General features: G+C 55.0%; 17 protein-coding genes, 1 tRNA gene and 1 pseudogene. 9 read left to right on the forward strand and 10 right to left on the reverse strand.

All coding sequences use genetic code 11. The features are described from left to right. Positions 1 to 45 precede the first annotated feature (45 nt). The 9 genes and pseudogenes from G5149_RS06620 to G5149_RS06660 all read left to right on the forward strand — a co-directional run. A complete protein-coding gene (locus G5149_RS06620) occupies positions 46 to 1,509 on the forward strand; it encodes a glycoside-pentoside-hexuronide (GPH):cation symporter (RefSeq protein WP_216978943.1) in 1,464 nt (487 codons plus the stop codon). A 58-nt stretch (positions 1,510 to 1,567) separates the two neighbouring features. Further along, on the forward strand, positions 1,568 to 3,322 hold the full coding sequence (araD, locus tag G5149_RS06625; protein ID WP_337072917.1) for an L-arabinonate dehydratase: 1,755 nt from the start codon (positions 1,568 to 1,570) through the stop codon (positions 3,320 to 3,322). 11 nt (positions 3,323 to 3,333) lie between these two features. Further along, positions 3,334 to 4,122 (forward strand): HpcH/HpaI aldolase family protein, encoded by a 789-nt coding sequence (locus tag G5149_RS06630; protein ID WP_069556388.1) that lies wholly within the window; start codon positions 3,334 to 3,336, stop codon positions 4,120 to 4,122. Then, positions 4,122 to 5,015 carry an aldose 1-epimerase gene (locus tag G5149_RS06635; RefSeq protein ID WP_005346308.1) on the forward strand — a complete coding sequence of 298 codons (894 nt, stop codon included), beginning with the start codon at positions 4,122 to 4,124 and terminating at the stop codon, positions 5,013 to 5,015. The genes G5149_RS06630 and G5149_RS06635 overlap by 1 nt, the downstream gene beginning before the upstream one ends. Beyond that, positions 5,008 to 5,895, forward strand: a complete 888-nt coding sequence (locus tag G5149_RS06640; RefSeq protein WP_337072918.1) for an SMP-30/gluconolactonase/LRE family protein — start codon at positions 5,008 to 5,010, stop codon at positions 5,893 to 5,895. Before G5149_RS06635 ends, G5149_RS06640 begins: the two co-directional genes overlap by 8 nt. Then, positions 5,892 to 6,758 carry an NAD(P)-dependent oxidoreductase gene (locus G5149_RS06645; RefSeq protein ID WP_337072919.1) on the forward strand — a complete coding sequence of 289 codons (867 nt, stop codon included), beginning with the start codon at positions 5,892 to 5,894 and terminating at the stop codon, positions 6,756 to 6,758. Before G5149_RS06640 ends, G5149_RS06645 begins: the two co-directional genes overlap by 4 nt. A gap of 95 nt (positions 6,759 to 6,853) precedes the next feature. Next, on the forward strand, positions 6,854 to 7,543 hold the full coding sequence (gene ompL / locus G5149_RS06650) for a porin OmpL (protein WP_337072920.1): 690 nt from the start codon (positions 6,854 to 6,856) through the stop codon (positions 7,541 to 7,543). Positions 7,544 to 7,585: 42 nt separating this feature from the next. After that, positions 7,586 to 8,353 carry an SDR family oxidoreductase gene (locus tag G5149_RS06655; RefSeq protein WP_337072921.1) on the forward strand — a complete coding sequence of 256 codons (768 nt, stop codon included), beginning with the start codon at positions 7,586 to 7,588 and terminating at the stop codon, positions 8,351 to 8,353. 192 nt (positions 8,354 to 8,545) lie between these two features. Further along, a pseudogene (locus G5149_RS06660) lies at positions 8,546 to 8,674 on the forward strand (IS481 family transposase); the annotation flags it as partial. A gap of 126 nt (positions 8,675 to 8,800) precedes the next feature. Here the strand turns inward: G5149_RS06660 and G5149_RS06665 are convergent. From G5149_RS06665 to G5149_RS06710, 10 genes are all read right to left on the reverse strand, one after another. Beyond that, on the reverse strand, positions 8,801 to 9,499 hold the full coding sequence (locus G5149_RS06665) for a DUF2931 family protein (protein ID WP_337072922.1): 699 nt from the start codon (positions 9,497 to 9,499) through the stop codon (positions 8,801 to 8,803). 8 nt (positions 9,500 to 9,507) lie between these two features. Continuing rightward, positions 9,508 to 10,209: a DUF2931 family protein gene (locus G5149_RS06670; protein WP_421212124.1), complete on the reverse strand. Its 702-nt coding sequence runs from the start codon at positions 10,207 to 10,209 to the stop codon at positions 9,508 to 9,510. A gap of 8 nt (positions 10,210 to 10,217) precedes the next feature. After that, on the reverse strand, positions 10,218 to 10,916 hold the full coding sequence (locus tag G5149_RS06675) for a DUF2931 family protein (protein WP_421212125.1): 699 nt from the start codon (positions 10,914 to 10,916) through the stop codon (positions 10,218 to 10,220). A gap of 187 nt (positions 10,917 to 11,103) precedes the next feature. Continuing rightward, the gene (locus tag G5149_RS06680; protein ID WP_216978952.1) at positions 11,104 to 11,802 is read right to left on the reverse strand and encodes a DUF2931 family protein; all 699 of its coding nucleotides are present in this window, start codon (positions 11,800 to 11,802) and stop codon (positions 11,104 to 11,106) included. After that, positions 11,802 to 13,754 (reverse strand): phospholipase effector Tle1 domain-containing protein, encoded by a 1,953-nt coding sequence (locus tag G5149_RS06685; RefSeq protein ID WP_421212126.1) that lies wholly within the window; start codon positions 13,752 to 13,754, stop codon positions 11,802 to 11,804. Before G5149_RS06685 ends, G5149_RS06680 begins: the two co-directional genes overlap by 1 nt. Further along, positions 13,754 to 14,548 carry a DUF4123 domain-containing protein gene (locus G5149_RS06690; protein ID WP_421212127.1) on the reverse strand — a complete coding sequence of 265 codons (795 nt, stop codon included), beginning with the start codon at positions 14,546 to 14,548 and terminating at the stop codon, positions 13,754 to 13,756. The genes G5149_RS06685 and G5149_RS06690 overlap by 1 nt, the downstream gene beginning before the upstream one ends. Then, a complete protein-coding gene (locus G5149_RS06695) occupies positions 14,545 to 16,587 on the reverse strand; it encodes a type VI secretion system tip protein VgrG (protein ID WP_421212128.1) in 2,043 nt (680 codons plus the stop codon). The genes G5149_RS06690 and G5149_RS06695 overlap by 4 nt, the downstream gene beginning before the upstream one ends. Positions 16,588 to 16,598: 11 nt before the next feature. Beyond that, positions 16,599 to 16,886, reverse strand: coding sequence for a type VI secretion system PAAR protein (locus tag G5149_RS06700; RefSeq protein ID WP_421212129.1), 288 nt, complete (start codon positions 16,884 to 16,886; stop codon positions 16,599 to 16,601). 182 nt (positions 16,887 to 17,068) lie between these two features. Continuing rightward, positions 17,069 to 17,587, reverse strand: coding sequence for a type VI secretion system effector Hcp1 (hcp1, locus tag G5149_RS06705; protein ID WP_010634242.1), 519 nt, complete (start codon positions 17,585 to 17,587; stop codon positions 17,069 to 17,071). Between the two features lie 398 nt (positions 17,588 to 17,985). Next, positions 17,986 to 18,073: transfer RNA gene (locus G5149_RS06710), tRNA-Ser, on the reverse strand. Between the last annotated feature and the right edge of the window lie 14 nt (positions 18,074 to 18,087).

Consider the following 18,087-nt stretch of genomic DNA (forward strand, 5'->3'; position numbering starts at 1 on the left):
GCGGCGTGCTGGCCACGCTGTTGCTCTCTTCAAGGATGTGATCCCATGACATATCGCAATGTGGCAAGTGACCGTCTGGCATGGCAGGAAAAGATGGCCTACGGAGTGGGTGATCTCGGCTATAACTTCCTGCTCAACTGCACAACTCTCTATTTGCTGATCTTCCTGACCGATGTGGCAGCCATTCCGGCAGCATGGGCCGGAGCAATCTTTCTGGTTTCGAAGTTCTTTACCGCCTGCACCGATCTGGTGACCGGCAGCGTGCTGGATAATCGTTCCGAGCTCGGCCCCAGAGGTAAATTTCGCCCCTTCCTGCTCTGGACCATAGTGCCACTGGCTCTTATCAACACCGCCCTGTTTACCAGCGTTGAGCTCCCGGTCATCGCTAAAACAGTGCTGTTTACCCTGCTGTTCATGATGTTTGGTGCCTTTTACAGTTTTGGCAATGCCTCCTATGGCGCCATGGTCCCGGCCCTCACCAAGCGACTCCAGGACCGAGCCGAGCTCGCCGCCTGGCGCCAGGGGGGAGCCAATACCGGATTACTGCTCTGCTCGGTAGGGTTCATGCCGCTGGTATTGCTGTTTGACAAGCCACAGGTCGGCTATAGCGTTGCGGTACTGATTTATTCGGTCATGGGGGCTGCAGCAGTACTCTTTTGCTACAGCAGAGTTCGTGAACGCCATGTGCTGCCATCGGTTGTCAACGAATCGGGGTTTTCGGCAGTACAAACCAACGCACGGGCCGTGCTGGCAAACCGTCCGCTGGGCATCCTGGCGCTGGCCAATCTGCTGACGCTGGCAGCGTTCAACACCAAGCTGATTGTTCAGGTTTTTTACGCCCAATATGTGATTGGCGACGTATCGATGATCGCCTACATGAGCTTCATCAGCATAGGGTGTATCTACCTGGGGGTATTGCTGGTTCCCTTTGCCGTGCACCGTTTTGGCAAACTACCTGTCTATCTGGCCGGTATTGGCGTGTGGATATGCGGTGACCTGCTCAACTACCTCTACAGCGAGAGCGCTCTCGATTACATCCTCTTTACCTCCCTAGCCCTGTGGGGATCCGCTTTCGTCAACAGTCTCAACTGGGCGTTCATCTCTGACACCGTCGAGTATGGGGAATGGAAAACCGGCATCCGCACCGAGGGGCTGGTCTACTGCAGTCTGACCTTCTGCCGCAAATGCTCGGCCGCGCTTGCGGGCCTCATTCCCGGGCTGGTGCTGGCATGGTCAGGCTATGTTCCCAACGCGACGCAAAGCACCGAGACCCAAAGCAGCATCGCTAATCTGATGTTTCTCTACCCGATCTGCGCCCTGATTTGCGCTGCAGCCTTGATGTTGCTGTTCTACCCGCTCACTGATGCCCGCTATCAACAGATCGTCCGGGAGCTGGCACAACGCCATGCCCTTGCTTCTCCCCGGAGACCCCATCACCGGATACATGAGCAATCTACTCCATCGCCTGACAGCCATCTTCTTCGCGCAGGTCAGAATGGGGGAATTTAACATGCTGTTTTTATTGAATTAATCCTTAATCAAATCAGACAAAGAGAGCGGTATTCCTATGTCATTCAACAGTGAAAACCTGGCCAAGCTCGATATCTCGGCGCTGCGTAGCCAACGCTGGTATGCCCCCGACACCATCCGTGCCTTCGCCCACCGTCAACGCAGTCAGCAAAGTGGCTTGAACCGCGACGAATTCATGGGCAAGCCCGTGATCGGGATCATCAATACCTGGAGTGAAATGAGCCCCTGCCATAGCCACCTGCGTGAGCGCGCCGAGGCCGTCAAACGAGCTGTCTGGGCCGCGGGGGGCTACCCCGTTGAATTGCCCGCGCTGTCGGTCGGGGAAGTATTGGTCAAGCCGACCACCATGCTCTATCGCAACTTTCTGGCGATGGAGGCAGAAGAGCTGCTGCGCCAGCATCCGATCGATGGGGCCGTGCTGCTCGGCGGTTGCGACAAATCCACGCCAGCCCTGCTGATGGGTGCCATTTCGATGGACTTGCCGGTGATCTTCTGCCCCGCCGGCCCCATGTCGAGCGGCAAATGGCGCGGCCATGTCACCGGTGCCGGTACCCATACCAAGAAGTTCTGGGACCAATTGCGCTTGGGGGCCATTACCCAGCATGACTGGATCGAGCTGGAGGGGGCGATGACTCGCTCCATCGGCACCTGCAATACCATGGGCACGGCATCCACCATGACCTCCATCGCCGATGCCATGGGCTTTATGTTGCCGGGGGCCAGCTCCATCCCCGCCGCTGACTCGCGACACGTCCAGATGGCAGCCCAATGCGGCCAAATCATCGTCGACATGGTGTGGCATGATCACAAACCTTCCCGCTGGCTGACCCGAGCCAACTTCCTCAATGGCGTAGTGGCCTACATGGCGCTCGGCGGCTCCACCAATGCCGCGATCCACATGATTGCGATGGCCAACCGGGCAGGCATCAACCTCACTCTGGAAGACATGGAGTCGGTAGCACGGGAAGTCCCTGTGCTGGCCAATCTGTTTCCCTCTGGTGATCAGTTGATGGAGGAGTTCTTCTTCGCCGGCGGTCTGATGGCCCAGCTGAAAAAGGTGGAGTCATTCCTCCACCTCGATGCGATCGGGGTCACCAATCGTCCCGTTGCACAGTGGATTGCCAACGCGACATGTTATGACGACAACGTGATCCGCTCGCTCGATAACCCTGTGGTACCGCTCTCCCGTGGATGTGCATTGACAGTATTGCGCGGCAATCTGTGTCCCAACGGGGCTGTGATGAAATCATCTGCCGCCAAACCCGAACTGCGTCACCACAAGGGCCCCGCCATCGTCTTTGACAGCCATCAAGAGCTCTCGGATCACATCGATGACCCAGCCCTTGAGGTAACCAAGGAGTCAGTGATTATCCTGCGCAATGCCGGCCCGGTCGGCGCGCCGGGCATGCCGGAGTGGGGCAACCTGCCAATCCCGAAAAAGCTGCTGCAACAAGGCGTCACCGACATGGTGCGGATCAGCGATGCCCGCATGTCCGGTACTCACTATGGCACCTGCATCCTGCACGTTGCCCCTGAAGCGGCAATTGGTGGCCCACTGGCACTGGTACGTACCGGTGACCTCATCGAGCTCGATATCGCCAATGGCCGTCTCAACATGCTGGTCAGTGATGAAGAGCTGGCCGAGCGCCGCCGCACGCTCAAACCGGTACACAAAGTTTATGAACGCTCTTATGCCGCACTCTATCAACAACATGTGACCCAGGCCGATCAGGGCTGTGACTTCGATTTCCTCCAGGCTGGCAGCAAAGTGCCCGAGCCCCCGATTTTTTAAAGGAGCAAACAATGAATCCGTTCAAACTTGCGATTACTCAAGGTCCACGCCCACTGGGCACCTGGATGATGACTGGCAGCGATACGGTGGCGGAAGCCATGGCGACTGTCGGTTTCGATTTTTTGGTGCTGGACCAGGAACATGTACCGGTCGATAGCCTGGATGCGATCCGCATCGATCGCGCCATTCGTGCCAGCAACCCGGCCACCACCCCACTCTACCGCCTGGCCTGGAACGACACAGTGTTGATCAAACGGGCGCTGGATGGCGGTGCAACATCGCTGATGGTGCCGTTTGTCAACAGTGCAGCAGAAGCCCGCAAAGCGGTAGAGGCGGCCTACTACCCTCCCCTAGGCAAACGCGGCTTTGCCGCGGTGCATCGTGCGTCCGGTTACGGTGCCGACCCCGAATTCGTGCGTAAAGCCCGGGAAGAGCTCTGCCTGATCCTGCAAATTGAGACCCCTGACGCCATTGATGCCATGGAAGAGATGGCCATTGAAGGAGTGACCGGCTTCTTTATCGGCCCCGGCGACATGAGCGCAGCCATGGGCCATATTGGCAATCCCTCTCACCCCGAGGTGCAAGCCAAGATCCGCGAAGGGCTGGAGAAGTGCCAGCGATTGGGATTGCCTTGCGGGATCGTCGGTGGCAACCCCGAGCTGGTGAACAAATATCAAGAGATGGGTTTTAGCTTCGTGGCGCTCGGCTCCGACATGAGTTACCTGCTGGCTCGCGCCCGTGAACAGCTCGCCGCGATCCGGGGGGAACGTCTGAGCATATCCGGTGGCGAGGTTTACTGATGAAGAGGCTTCACCGCCAAAGCGGCCCGCTTGATCTGGAGCTCATCCCCGAGCTCGGTGGCGCTATCGGCAAACTGACCTGGCATGGCAGGGAGATCTTGCGCTCTCTGCCCGATGGTCAGAACGTCACGGTCAACCAGGGGGGCTGTTTTCCCCTGGTACCTTACTCCAACCGTATCGCTCATGGACGGTTTCACTTCGCCGGATGTGATTACGCCCTGCTGCGTAACTTTGGCGATCATCCCCACTCAATTCATGGCAACGGCTGGCAGCAGCCATGGCAAGAAGGGGATGCAGATGATGACTCTGTCGTGCTGACCCTGCACCATGACGCACAGGGAGCATCCGCGGCGCAATGGCCCTGGCCTTATCGGGCAACTCAGCGCTTTACCCTGCAAGATAATGCGCTGCATATCGTACTCACTTACCACAATCTGGCCGATCACGCTGTCCCGGCTGGGCTGGGCTTTCACCCCTATTTTCCCCGTGCGGCGCACGCCGAGATCCAGTTCGACGCAGGCGGTGTGGTACTCAACGACCACAAGTCCCTGCCCACTGGTCTCGCGCCACTACCGGCCCAATGGAACTATCGCACCTGGCGCAAACCTGAACCCGCCAGTGTCGATAACTGCTTCCATCACTGGAGTGGCTGTGCACGGGTGCGCTGGCCAGATGAGAAGCTGATGGTGACCCTGAGCTCACCCGATGCGCCTCACGCCATCCTGTTTCTGCCGCCCGCCGATCGTGACTTCATCGCCATCGAGCCGGTTTCTCATATCAACGATGCCATCAACAACGGTGGCTTTGGTGATCCTGCGCTGGCCATGGCCACTGTGCCAGCCAATGGGCAGTTGCAGATCGCCATGCTGCTTGAGGTTTCTCACTATGCCTAATCCTGCTCTGCTACTGGCCGACTACCGCGGCCATCTGCCCGAGTGCCCGACCTGGAGCACTGCTGAACAGGCGCTCTACTGGACCGATATTCTCGAGCGTTGCCTGCACCGCTATCACCCCGAAAGCGGCGTCATGACGACAATCCCCTTCCCCGAAGAAGTGGGTTGTTTTGCCCTGCGCGAACAGGGTGGCTTTATCGCAGCGATGCGCACCGGGATCTATCTGTGCGATCAGCACGGCCAGATCGAGCGAAAAGTCGCCGATAACCCCAATAACCCAGCGCTGGCCCGTTTTAATGATGGCGGTACCGATCAGGCGGGTCGTTTCTATGCAGGCACTTACTGGAGCCCACGAGATTACAACGGCGCCCTGCTATGCCGGGTTGATGCCGAGCTGCAGATGTCGGTGATCCAGTGCGACATTCTGGGAGCCAATGGCTTGGCATTCAGCCCGGACATGCGCTGGATGTACACCACTGATACCCCCAACCGCCGCCTTTATCGCACTCCGCTGGCCCGCGACGGTTCACTCGGTCAACGGCAACTGCTGCGCGAGTTTGCAGCCCGCGCCGGCGAAGGGCGCCCGGATGGGGCTGCAATCGATGTCGAAGGATGCTACTGGAGCGCCCTGTTTGATGGCCATCGTATCGCCCGCTTCTCTGCAGAGGGGGTATTGCTGGCCGAATATCCCTTGCCGGTACGTTGCCCCACCATGGTCTGTTTTGGTGGTGAGGACATGAAGACCCTCTTCATCACCACCACTCGCGAAAATATGGACGCCGCCGAACTGGCAGCACGTCCGCTCTCAGGTGCGCTGTTCAGCATGCGTGTTGACATCGCCGGTCTTGCTAAACCCACATTTAAGGAAAACAACGGATGAAAACTATCGGCTTTATCGGTCTTGGTCTGATGGGTGAAGCGATGTCAAAGAACATCGTCAAAAAATTTGATGGCAATGTGTTGGTATTCGATATCAATCAGGAGGCTGTCGCCCGGGTGGTCGATGCAGGCGCCATCGCCTCCCCTTCCATTGCCAGGTTGACAGCCGATGCGGATGTGATCATCTCCATGGTACCGCGCTCCGAACACGTCAAAGCGGTCTATACCGAACTGCTGCCACACCTTGGCCCCGGCAAGATCACCATCGACATGTCCACCATTGACCCGGCCGTGTCAATCGCCTTATCCCGCCAGGTAGCAGAAACCGGTGCCGTGATGCTCGATGCGCCCGTGGTCAAATCGGTCCCTGCCGCCGTGGCTGCCGAGCTCGGGATCTACATAGGTGGCGACCTGTCCGCCTACAAAAAGGTCAAGCCGTTGCTGGCCATGATGGGCAGCAACCAGATCCACATGGGGGGTAATGGCCGTGGTTTGATCATGAAGGTGCTGCACAACACCTTGGTCGCCCAAATTCAGAACAGTGTCAACGAAATGCTGGCCACCGCCGATCATTTCGGCATCGATAAAGAGAGCTTCAACACCGCAGTCTCTTACGGTGGCGGCAGCAACTTCTATCTGACCAGCAAGATAGGTGCCCTGATCGCCGAGAACTACGACACAGTCTTCTCGCTGGAGAACATGGCCAAAGATATCGGCATCATGAAGAACCTCATGGGCGAAGAGGCGCTGACCCTGCCCGGAGTCGAGTTGGTGAATAACATTTACCAGCAAGGCCTGAATAACGGTTTGGGCCGTGAGGATTTCTGTGCCACTTACAAGTTGGTAAAGCAAAACATTCAATAGCTGGCTGATAAAAACCATCGCATGAGGTAATTAATTTACCTCATGCCAATCGCTGCACGATTTAATATCAACTTACCATTGGCGAGTCAATCACTATGCGTATCCACCCCAAAATATGCTTAATCCCTCTTATATGCTGCAACGCAGCTTTCGCGGGCGGTTATTTTGAAAGCCGTGAGGCATTTAACTTTGCTACCGACCAACATGAGTTATTGTTGCGACTCGGCTATAACTGGGACTCTGGTGCCGGGATTATGGCCAGCAATGCGTATAACACCGAGAAACTAGACAAGCTAAAGCACAGTTATAACGAAATTGAGGGATGGTATCCGCTATTAAATTTAACCACCAAACTCTCGGTCAATGCCGGTGGTTTGGTTAACTCCTCTAGCTCTGGCTCTGGTGGCTCTGCGTATCTGGATGGAAAGTACAACTTTACCGATAACTTTTCCGTTATTGCACGATACCGTTACAATCATCAAAATTATCTAACTACGGATCTTGATGGTCATGGCGATAATAACGACACCAATGAATATGCACTGTATATTGTCAATAAAATAACGCCAGCCTTGACCCATACTTTTGAATCGCACTATTTTTCTCGTGTTAACAATTTCAATAGTGCTAATGGGAAAGATCATCACTGGGAGCTAACCAGTCAAACCCGTTATCGAATCAATCCACAATGGATGCCTTATCTGGAATTACAGTGGTACGATAGAAATATTGCCTATGATGCAGAAGCATACCGGATCCGCATTGGTGTTAAATACTTTTTCTAATGTTTCCAGATGAATTCAATCTATGACTCACGGAGAGCAGTTATGAACTATTCCCAGCAAGTACAATATCACTCTATTGCCGGCAAGGTCGCCGTTATCACAGGTGGCGCCAGTGGCATTGGCGAAGAGTTGGTGCGCGCCTTTGTCAGCCAGGGTGCCAAAGTCGCCTTCCTCGATTTTGATAAATCAGCAGGTGAAACACTCGCGCATGAGCTTGACTGCCTGTTTCTGTTTTGCGATGTCACCGACCTGACTCTGCTCAAAGCGTGTTTTACGACCGTTGAACAACAGCTGGGCAGTGTCGATATCCTGATCAACAACGCGGGCAGCGATGATCACCACAAAATTGAGGATCTGACCGAGGAGTATTTCGAAAACCGCATCAATATCAATCTGCGTCACCAGTTGTTTGCGATCCAAGCCGTGCTGCCAGGCATGGAGCAAAAAGGGAGCGGCAGCATCATCAATATGGGATCCATCAACTGGATGAGGGGTCGCCCCGGGAGAGTCTGCTACTCCCTGTCAAAAGCCGCTATCCATGGTTTTACCCGTACCCTGGCGCAGGAGTTGGGCGCAAGAGGCATTCGGGTTAACAGCCTTGTACCAGGCGCAATCCGTACCCCAAAACAGGATGCGATGTGGGCGCAACTCGACCCTGCCGCGGTGAACCAGTTTGTCGAACTGCAAGCACTCAAATTCCGTCTCGATGGCTCACATTGTGCTCGCATGGCCCTCTTCCTCGGTTCTGACGAGTCTAATGGCTGTACTGGCCAGGATTTCATTGTTGATGCAGGTCTTACTTTGAACTAAGGCTTTTCCCAAGGTAATAATGTTTGTCGATGATATCGCAGGGCGTCCAATGATGACGTTGAGACAATATCGGCTGGCGCTGCACGTGTAGAGATACTATTCACCTGACTATGGTCCAACAAGGGGGGTGGTCATACGGCTTCTAACCGGATAATAAAACGGTACGCCTATCGTATTATCCGGAGCCAACGTATGACCACCAACGAGAATGTAGTACGTCGTAAACGCCGTCTGCTAGAGCTCGCCAAAGAGCTCAATAATGTCAGCAAAGTCTGCAAGCTCATCGGCTACAGCCGCCAGCAGTTCAACGAAATCCGCCGACTTATGTGCTGTGTAGTGGTCGACTAAATCCGGACACTATTTTAGGTAGGCGCCCGGAGTGAGTGGCTTGGCCGGCTGCGACTATCGGCAACAGTAGTAACAAGAGAATCCAGCGCGTACAAGTCATCATTGCACAGGGTCAGTATCCGTCTTGGGTTGCGCGGCACGATAGGCATCCATGATGGGAGCCCAAGCCATACCACTGGGAATAGGATATTGCTTGTAAGCATTACCGTATGCTTTGTCAAAATCGTCGAACCACTCTTTGTATACTTTGGTGACAGGATTTTCCCTGTCTTGCGAGGTTTGAATTTCGTTAGCAATCCCCCTGGCCAGCAAGATATCAGGCTTCACTTTGGCGTTGGTTAAAAATGCTTCCACATAACCGCCGGTGGCCATACCTAAGCCAATGTTATCTCGACGTTCTTCACGCCACTCATCTCTCACCTTGATGCGATAAGGTTGTGCAATCATGCTTTCCAGCTCTGCTGGCAATGCCAGGTTAATGCGATAGCGTTTTTTGTCGTGAAATGAAATCCACTCCAGTTCCACCCGATCTGGAATTGGTCGTGTGGTGTGGCTCCCTTTTGAAATACTCCAGCGATAGTCTTTTTCTTTTAACCCTTCAGCCCCAAAAAATCCGGCAGAACCATTCGTCGAAGCATCAACCAATTTACCCTGGCGATAAAAGAGTACCTCGGTCACCCATAGTTCATCTGAGTTGGAACCAACCATATGCCACCACTCCAAATTTTTGGGTGGGGTAGACACGGCCTGACAAGCAGTGACTAGCGGCAACAACACCAGTAAGAGTATCCAGCGCATGGAGGTCATCATTGGACCGGGTCAGTATCTGTTTTGGGCTGTGCGGCGCGGTAGGCGTCCATGATCGGGGCCCAAGCCATACCACTGGGAACTGGGTACTGTTGATAGGCTTGGTTGTACTTTGCATCAAAGTCTGCCCAACGATTCTCATATTGGCTGGAAAGGGGAAAACGTTGATCATAGGGATCATCCGTCACCTCTTTTGCAATCCCTCGGGCTAGCAAGATATCGGGGGTGACACGAGGGTCTCTCAAAAACGCCTCGACATAGCCCCCGGTTGCCATGCCCAACCCAATATTATCTCGGCGCTCTTCGCGCCACTCCTTGCCTACTTTGACCCGGTAACGCTGCGCTATCATCCTTTCCAACTGCGCGGCGGGTAAGTCAAGGCTGATGCGATAGCGTTTCTTGTCGTGGTACGACACCCATTCCACCTCAACCCGATCAGGGGCGGGGTGAATATCACGGCGGCCTTTGCCAATGCGCCAGCGATAATCTTTGGCCTTAAGAGCTTTAGGACCGACAAAACCGGCAGAACCATTGGTCGAGGCATCCACCAACTCGCCTTGACGATAAAAGAGTACCTCCGTCACCCATAATTCATCAGCGTTCGAACCCACCATATGGTGCCAGTCCAGTTGTTTGGGGCCTGTGGGGGCGGCCTGGCAGGCGGTGACGAACGGTAGCAGCAGTAAGAGTATCCAGCGCATGGAGGTCATCATTGGACCGGGTCAGTATCTGTCTTGGGTTGGGCGGCGCGGTAAGCGTCCATGATCGGGGCCCAGTCCATGCCATTGGGAACTGGGTATTGCTTGAATAGCTCACCATATTTCTTGTCAAAATCATCCATTCCATATTGGCGTGCTACCGGTACTTTCTTGTCATACCAATCATCAGTCACAACTTCGGCAATACCGCGAGCAAGCAGAATATCTGGCTTAACATTTAGTCTATCTCCCTTGAGCAACACCTCAAAATAGCCGCCTGGCGCTAGGCCAAAATAGAGCCAGCTACGGCGGTCATAACGCCCCTCAACAGAGTAGACTTGGCACATCTGCTGCTCCAGATTGGCAGGCAAGTCCACCTTTATGCGGTAGCGCTTGCGATCATGGAAGGAAACCATCTCAATCACCGCTTTATCGGGGATGGGAACACCGTCGGTAGGCAGACCACTACCGCCCGCCCAATAGTAACGTTGCGCCTTGATTCGATCGGCAAGTAGACCTCCAGCTCCGCCACCAGCCAAACGGTCGGCATAAACTTGCTTCCCTCCAAGATAGAACTCTGTCTTGGTGTTCTTAGTAAGATCTATATTGCTGCCTGTACCATAATCCCAAGCAAATTTAGGCAGAGATTGGGGTGCCGCACAGGCCATCAATGACAGACAGAACCCCAACAATGCGACGATATATTTCATCTCTGTGTTGGTACTTCCTGCTCTAGATGGAAGAGACTCATGCTCTCGAGCGCCTTCATATTGTCAATATATCGGCGGCGCATGTCTTGGCGAAGCGCTTCAATCTCCTCTGGCGTGAGCTGCCGCGGGAGGACATCTGGTGATGTTGGTTTGGTACCCTTAGCCGGCACTTTCAACCTCCATGGTATTACCTTACTGGGTCAGTATCTGTCTTGGGTTGAGTTGCGCGGTAGGCATCCATGATGGGAGCCCAAGCCATTCCGCTAGGAACTGGATATTGCTTGTAGGCATTACCGTATGCTTTGTCAAAATCGTCAAACCACTCTTTGTATACTTTGGTGACAGGATTTTCCTTGTCTTGCGAGGTTTGAATTTCCTTAGCAATCCCCCGAGCCAGCAAGATATCAGGCTTCACTTTAGCGTTGGTTAAAAATGCTTCCACATAACCGCCGGTGGCCATACCTAAGCCAATGTTATCTCGGCGTACTTCACGCCACTCATCCCTCACCTTGATTCGATAAGGTTGCGCAATCATGCTTTCCAACTCTGCTGGCAAGGCCAGGCTAATGCGATAGCGCTTTTTATCGTGGAATGAAATCCACTCCACTTCTACCCGATCGGGGGCGGGGTGAATATCTCTGCGACCCTTGCCTATGCTCCAGCGGTATTCTTTCTCTTTTAACGAGTTAGTGCTAACTGAGCGTAGAGCCCCATTGGTTGAGGCATCAACCAACTTGCCTTGACGATAAAAGAGCACCTCAGTCACCCATAATTCATCAGCATTGGTGCCCACCATATGGCGCCAGTTCAGTTGTTTTGGACCGGAGGGGGCTGCTTGGCAGGCTGCGACTAATGGCAACAGCAGCAGTAAGAGTATCCAGCGCATTAATAACCTCCCTTATCATTGCCCGTCAGCTTACGGATTTCTTTGTCACCAACTCTGTTGGGTTTGTTGACCAGTCCAGTGTCAGCGCTGTAGTGCAAATAACTTAGCCGCAACTTTTGGTACACATCGTCAGGTAAGCTGCGAGCCAGGTTGATCACCTCTCCGCGCCGTTTGGCCACATCAACCCATAGCTCATCGAGTTTGGCCAAGTTCACTGTGGGATACGAAAGTGCGCTATCCAAACGGTAAGCATTATCACCTTGTGATACCCACTTGTTCAAAGGCACTCCAGCATCACGCGCCGCTTCTACCATCATGTGCAGCGGTATGCGTGAATATTCCCCCTCCACCACCCGGTGCAGAACCACATCGACGCAGATATTTCTATGGCCCCCTGATTGACTGCCCGTGATCGGCCCAAGAGCCCTGGGACGCACATTCAGATAACCAAGCTGAGTGGCATCACTATGGCTAGCCAGAGACACAACGCCTTTGGCCCAGCCTTGTCCAGCCCGCATTTTGGCGTAAGTACTGGCATCGCGATATGCTTGGGCATCGATGGGATGAACATGTGGCATCGCATCGGTATTGAAGGTCGCGATCACGCAGTTTTCAGTGATCAGCGGTGATGCGTAGTTGGGATCACGCAAACTCCAGCGGCTGTAATAGCCGCCACCGATATCGGAGTGGGCGCCGGGAATAATCACTTCGGTAAAATTCTCCGCGAGTGTGGTGCCTGCTGCATCGTCGGTGATACGGGTCAAGTCAAAGTGATAGCGCCACTCATCGGCAGCAACGATATGCACCACCCGCTCGGCACAGTCAGGGGCCAGCGTCACATTACGTTTACCCCACAGATAGGAACTGACCACGGTATCAAACAACCCGACAAACTGGATTCGCACATCATCGCGACTGGCCCAGTCAAAGCCCGCCTTCAAGGGAATATCGGGGTCAGCAGCCATGGCCTCCACCAGTGGGTGGTCCCCTTTCTTATCGATACGGTTTACAAACTGGCGAGCGGCAGAGGCGCCCCGGCTAAAGCCAAACACATCGAACTCGACCTTATGAATGCACTCAATGGTGGGCAGTATGTTCTCCAGTTGTTCTTTTATTTCTGCAACAATCTGGGTACGACAAGCCTCTTCGACTCGGGAGGCGCTGGAGGTCTGGCCCTTATCTGCCCCTAAGCCTGCGGTGGCGTCATCCTCACCTTTGGTCGTGCCGATGCCTTCGATGTACACCGCGACACTTAACTCAGGAGCTTTGTCATTACGTAGATATAGGTCACTGGCCTTGCCAATATTGGTGATGTCGTTTTTCTCGCTGTTATTGAGGCCATCAGGTAACGCCCCTTCAAAACACTGCTCCAGCAATACCTGCTGCTCTTCTGGGCTGCATTGAGCCAATGCTGTCTCCAATGCACTTTTCCCTTCCCTGTGCTTGAAGGTGTTGTTGGCGGTGCCATCAAAGAACACGCCGATACGCAGGGTGGTGAGCTGATAGCCTTTCACCTCAATCACGTAGGAGTGCTTGGTGATAAAGCGCGGTGGTTGGGCCCCGGCTTTGTGCGCTTCCGGTAGCGGCTGTTCTGGGTCGCTGAGGCAGAGGTCGCCGGTGGTCACTTTGACATGCTCGCGCTTCACGTCACAGTGCCCCCAAAATTTCTCGGTGTAGGCGGGAACCTGGCTGGTTTCGCCCTCTTTCAGGGCTTCACGAGATTGAGCGGCTTTGAGCCAAGGCTGGGTCTCGAACTTGACCGTCACCGGCCCCACCGCAAAGCCTTCAACCAGGGTTGGGCCATCTTTCAGAGTCACGGTTTTGCTGGTGCCAGTGGCATCGGTCAAGGTGGCCTTTTGCCCCTTGAACGAGCGGTTCTGTTCGTCGCGAACGTCTATCTCAATCCAGCAGTTGTACTTTTCACAGGGTATGCAGTGGGCACTGATAGCCATTACACAGCTCCTATCAAGTCAGGGTGTTTGTTCAGCCAGTTATTCACCTGAGCCATTTCGTCATCGGTCAGCATCAACGGCGCTCTGATGGCATCCAGCGCCATGCTTGCCTGTAGCGTGAGTGCACCTGCCACCACGCCATCAAGGACGTCACCTGCCAGCCCAGCTTGGTTGGCCTGCTTGAGGACGGTGGTAATGGCGGCTTCCGGATTGGGATGACGCGTCATCATATCCTCCATGCGCTGCCAGAAGTGGCGAGAGAGGATGTAGGCGTGACGGCTTTCGTCATACAGCGGTGTCAGATGGTGAGGCTGAATCCGAAACCAGGGGGCTTCGCGGGGAGTGAATTCAGCATCAGGCGTGCTTAGCCAGGCAGTGTCGTTGGCCCACAGGCTTGAGCAGGGCCCCAGTACATCATCGAGTTCCTGCTGGCTCATGGTAGCCAGCATCTTGGGAAAGACCCGATTATCGGCATAGCGCAGCCACATCACCTCACCTTCAAAGGCCACCTCTATCAGGCTTTGCCAGTGCTGCAGGACGACATCAATAGCGGCATCGCTCGCGACATATACGCCGCCCAGTTGCGGGTGAGCTGCGATAAACTCGGGAGCAGGATTGGGCAGTAACCAGGGGCCTTGTTCGGCTTGGTCCGCGAAGGCCGTACCGGCAAACAAGGGGATGGCATTGGCACCACCTTGGTTGCAGTAGTCCGCCACGGCGGTGGTATCGAGCGCGGCATCAACGATGGCAAACAGTTGGCCGGGGTGTTGGCTACGCCACTCTTGAAAGGTCATGCCTTACCTCCCTGGGCAAAGGGGCAGGGCTTCACCAACGGGGCCATGGATTCCATGCTCTTTTGAATCGCGCTCGCAGGGATAGTCGCTGGAGGCGCGGGTGGTACCTTGACCGCCCCCGGCAAGCCGGGCATTTGACCAGCCCAACCGGAGCCCGAGCCGGGACTGCCGCCAGAATTCATCTTGATAGTGGGACCGACCAGGGTGACGCCACTGGGGTCAACCTTCACAAAGCTGCCGCCGACTTTGAGGGTCAGCTCGGAGCCTGCTTCCAGCACAATCTTGTTACCGGCCTTGATGTGGATCTCTTGCCCAGCCTCAACCAGCAGCGACTGGGCCAGCTTCTGGTGCAGGGAAGCATCGACCGTCAGCGAATAGTCCGCCTTGATGTGGTCGCGCTTCTCACCCTCCACCGTCAGGTGGTCGTTGGCCTTGATACGGGTGACCCGCTCGTTGTCGATATCCCGATGCTCGTCGTGCTTGATATGCCACGCCGCATCGTTCTCTATCAGCACATTCAGGTCTTTCTGACCGTGGATGTAAATCTCTTCCTGCCCCGCCTGGTCTTCAAAGCGCAGCTCGTTAAAGCCCTCGCCCTTGTGGGTTTCGGTGCGCAGCACGGTGCGAGTCTTGTTGGCAGGTAGCTCATACGGCGGCCGGTTGGTGGCGTGGTAGGTGCGACCGGTCACGATAGGCTGGTCGGGGTCTCCTTCCAGAAACGAGACAATCACCTCGTGGCCGATACGCGGGATGGCCATCATGCCGTACTGACCGCCGGCCCAGCCCTGACTCACTCGCACCCAGCAGGAGCTCTGGTCGTTGGAGCTGCCATATCTGTCCCACGGGAATTGCAGCTTGACCCGGCCATGTTCGTCGCAGTAAATCTCTTCCCCTTCCGGGCCCACCACCATGGCGATTTGCGGGCCATCCACCATCGGCTTATGGGGTGCCTCGGGGCTGCCGATACGGGCGCGCCAGGTGGTGCTCGCTTTCACTACGCCAAATTCGTTGTGGTAGACGGTCGGGCCACTGCCGCCCTCTTCTTCCAGAGCTTGTGGTTGCTCACCGGTGTGACGGATATGAACGATTTGCCAGTCGGTGTTGAGGCTGCCGTTCGGATGTTCGGTGAGTGAGAAGTGTTGACCAGGTAGCAATGCGGCGCTGTTGGACTTGCCACTGCCCGCCACCGCGTCATTGCGCAGGGCATCGAGCCGATGCTGGACAAACGCCTTGCCGCTCGGGTCCTGCTTGTAGCGGCCCGGGTAGTCGAAGTGCTGGTAGGTATCGCGCTGATGCTCAAGCTCAGCGCCCTGCTTTTTATGGGAGAGGCCATAGGCCGGGGTCTTGAAGCTGTAGTCTTTCAGCTCCACATCCGAGGGGCGCACCGATTCGCGGTAGTGGAACTGGCGCACATAGGGGCCTTGTTCCAGCGAACGGTTGCCGAGGTTGAAGAAAAGCTCGGGGCCGGCAGTCAGTGCTGCCGCGTCATCGGCAAACACAATGCGGTGCTTGCCTGCTTCAAACTCGTGGAAGTAGAACAGCCCCTCTTCGGCAGCAAGGCGATTCACGAAATCGAGGTCGGTCTCCCGATACTGCACGCAGTATTCGCGCTGGGCGTGCTCGTTTTTCAGGGCAAAGGCGTAGTCGGTGATGCCGTGTTCTTGCAGCAAAATGGAGAGGATTTCGTCAGGTTTCTGTGCCTGGAAGATGCGGGAGTTCTGGCGCAATCCCAATCGCCACAGAGCAGGTTTGACTTGCAGCTGATAGCGGGTACGGCGAAAGCCGCTGTCCCCTTGGGCAAACTCGCTCACAACCCCGCAGACCCGGCGTTGCAACTCGCCGTTGTACCACACCATCAGCTCGCATGGCTGGTCCAGCACGGCGCCAAAGTCGATGTCCGGTTGCTGGCTGGCGACCTCAAGGTGGAGGTTAAAGGGACGGTTCAAGCCCTCATCCAGCTTGAAGCTTGCGACCGCAAAGGTGCTGTCAGCCAGTGCGCCAACCTTGACGGTAAATTGTAATCCTGTGCTCTGTGCCATGACCTTGTTCCTTATCCTGCCTGTCCGCTGCCCGAACCCATCACCACACCACCACAATCCACTGCCGTGCCGGTGACAGCGATGGGTTTGCCGTTCACCAACACCGAGCCAACTCCTCCGGCAATGCTGCTCGGGTGGGGTGGATTGTTGGGCTTGTCGTGGGGTGCCAGCGGGTCGGCCTGACAGGCTACCTGTTTTCCATCGAGGAACACATCAGGGCTGGCGGCTATCACCGGGGTCGGCGGAAAGCCATCGTGGTCGGTGCCGATGTCACCGAGCAGTGCAATGGAGGGACACATAATTCAAACCTCTTGTGTGCTTTGCCATCACTCAGCACCGAACGTCAGAACAGGGGGATGGCAAAACATAAAAGCCCCAGCCTGCGGGATTAATCAGGCTGGGGATACATCAACGTGCTACGGATACGGACCACGTGGACAGCACTTCCAGAAAACTAAAACAAAGAAAGGAAAACGAGTTATTACGCCTCGATAGGTGCACGCCAATCATCAGCACCAGAGGTACCGGCAACGGTGTGTTCCCAATCAATCTTGCGGTAAGCCATAGAGACCTGGATAAGCTGGGTGAAGTCAGACTTCGCCGGGTCCTGGCAGTGGGGCATCTGGCAGTCGATGTCAACGATGGTGGCATCGGTCAGCACGGTAGAGAAGAAGTGCTCCTGCTTGCCCTCAACGGAGGTGCGGTACCACTTCAGGGTCACTTTTGGCAGCATCTCGCCGGAAGCCAGCGCGTTGTACATCAGCGGCACAGCTTTGTTCAGCGCAACGGTGAACTTGAACGGCTTATGGACACGCTGACCGGCAGGTTGACCGGATTGCGGGTCGGTCGGGACGGTCACAACGTGCTGGAACTCTTGTACCAGCATCTCGTCTTCGTGGCCTTGTACGAAGATGTTGCCGACGGAATCGGAAGTGAAGGCACCGGCGGTGATATTGCCCTGGGTTTTACCTTCGATGCTGATATAACATGGAGTTGGCATATGTATGCTCCTAAATAAGTTGGTTAAACGAGATAGCACTCGACCAACCTTTAGCAGCGACCATGCCATTATTTTTATTCATTTATTATCAATAGGTTACAGCCAAAACAATCAAACACCAAGGTTCACTCACGCAAAAAGTTGCGCAAATCAAAATTATTGGTGGCTAATGATTGCAAATGAAGTGGATAAAACCAGGTGCTGCGCAATATTTTGCACAAAAAAGAGATTATCACTATCACAACGCACGTTGGCATCAATACCAATCGCAAACGGGTACATCGCAACAAGAATCTGATTACTCAAGTAATAGATTGCATGAGAGATGATGAGCAGAGGACGTATCAAAAATCGCATATAAAGAAAAGCCCTGATGTTTCCATCAGGGCTTTGCAATGTGGCGGTGAGGGAGGGATTCGAACCCTCGATACGTTGCCGTATACACACTTTCCAGGCGTGCTCCTTCAGCCACTCGGACACCTCACCAAATTTTTGCTCAC

This window comes from Aeromonas sp. 600479 (assembly GCF_049175515.1).
Taxonomy (GTDB): domain Bacteria; phylum Pseudomonadota; class Gammaproteobacteria; order Enterobacterales; family Aeromonadaceae; genus Aeromonas; species Aeromonas veronii_A.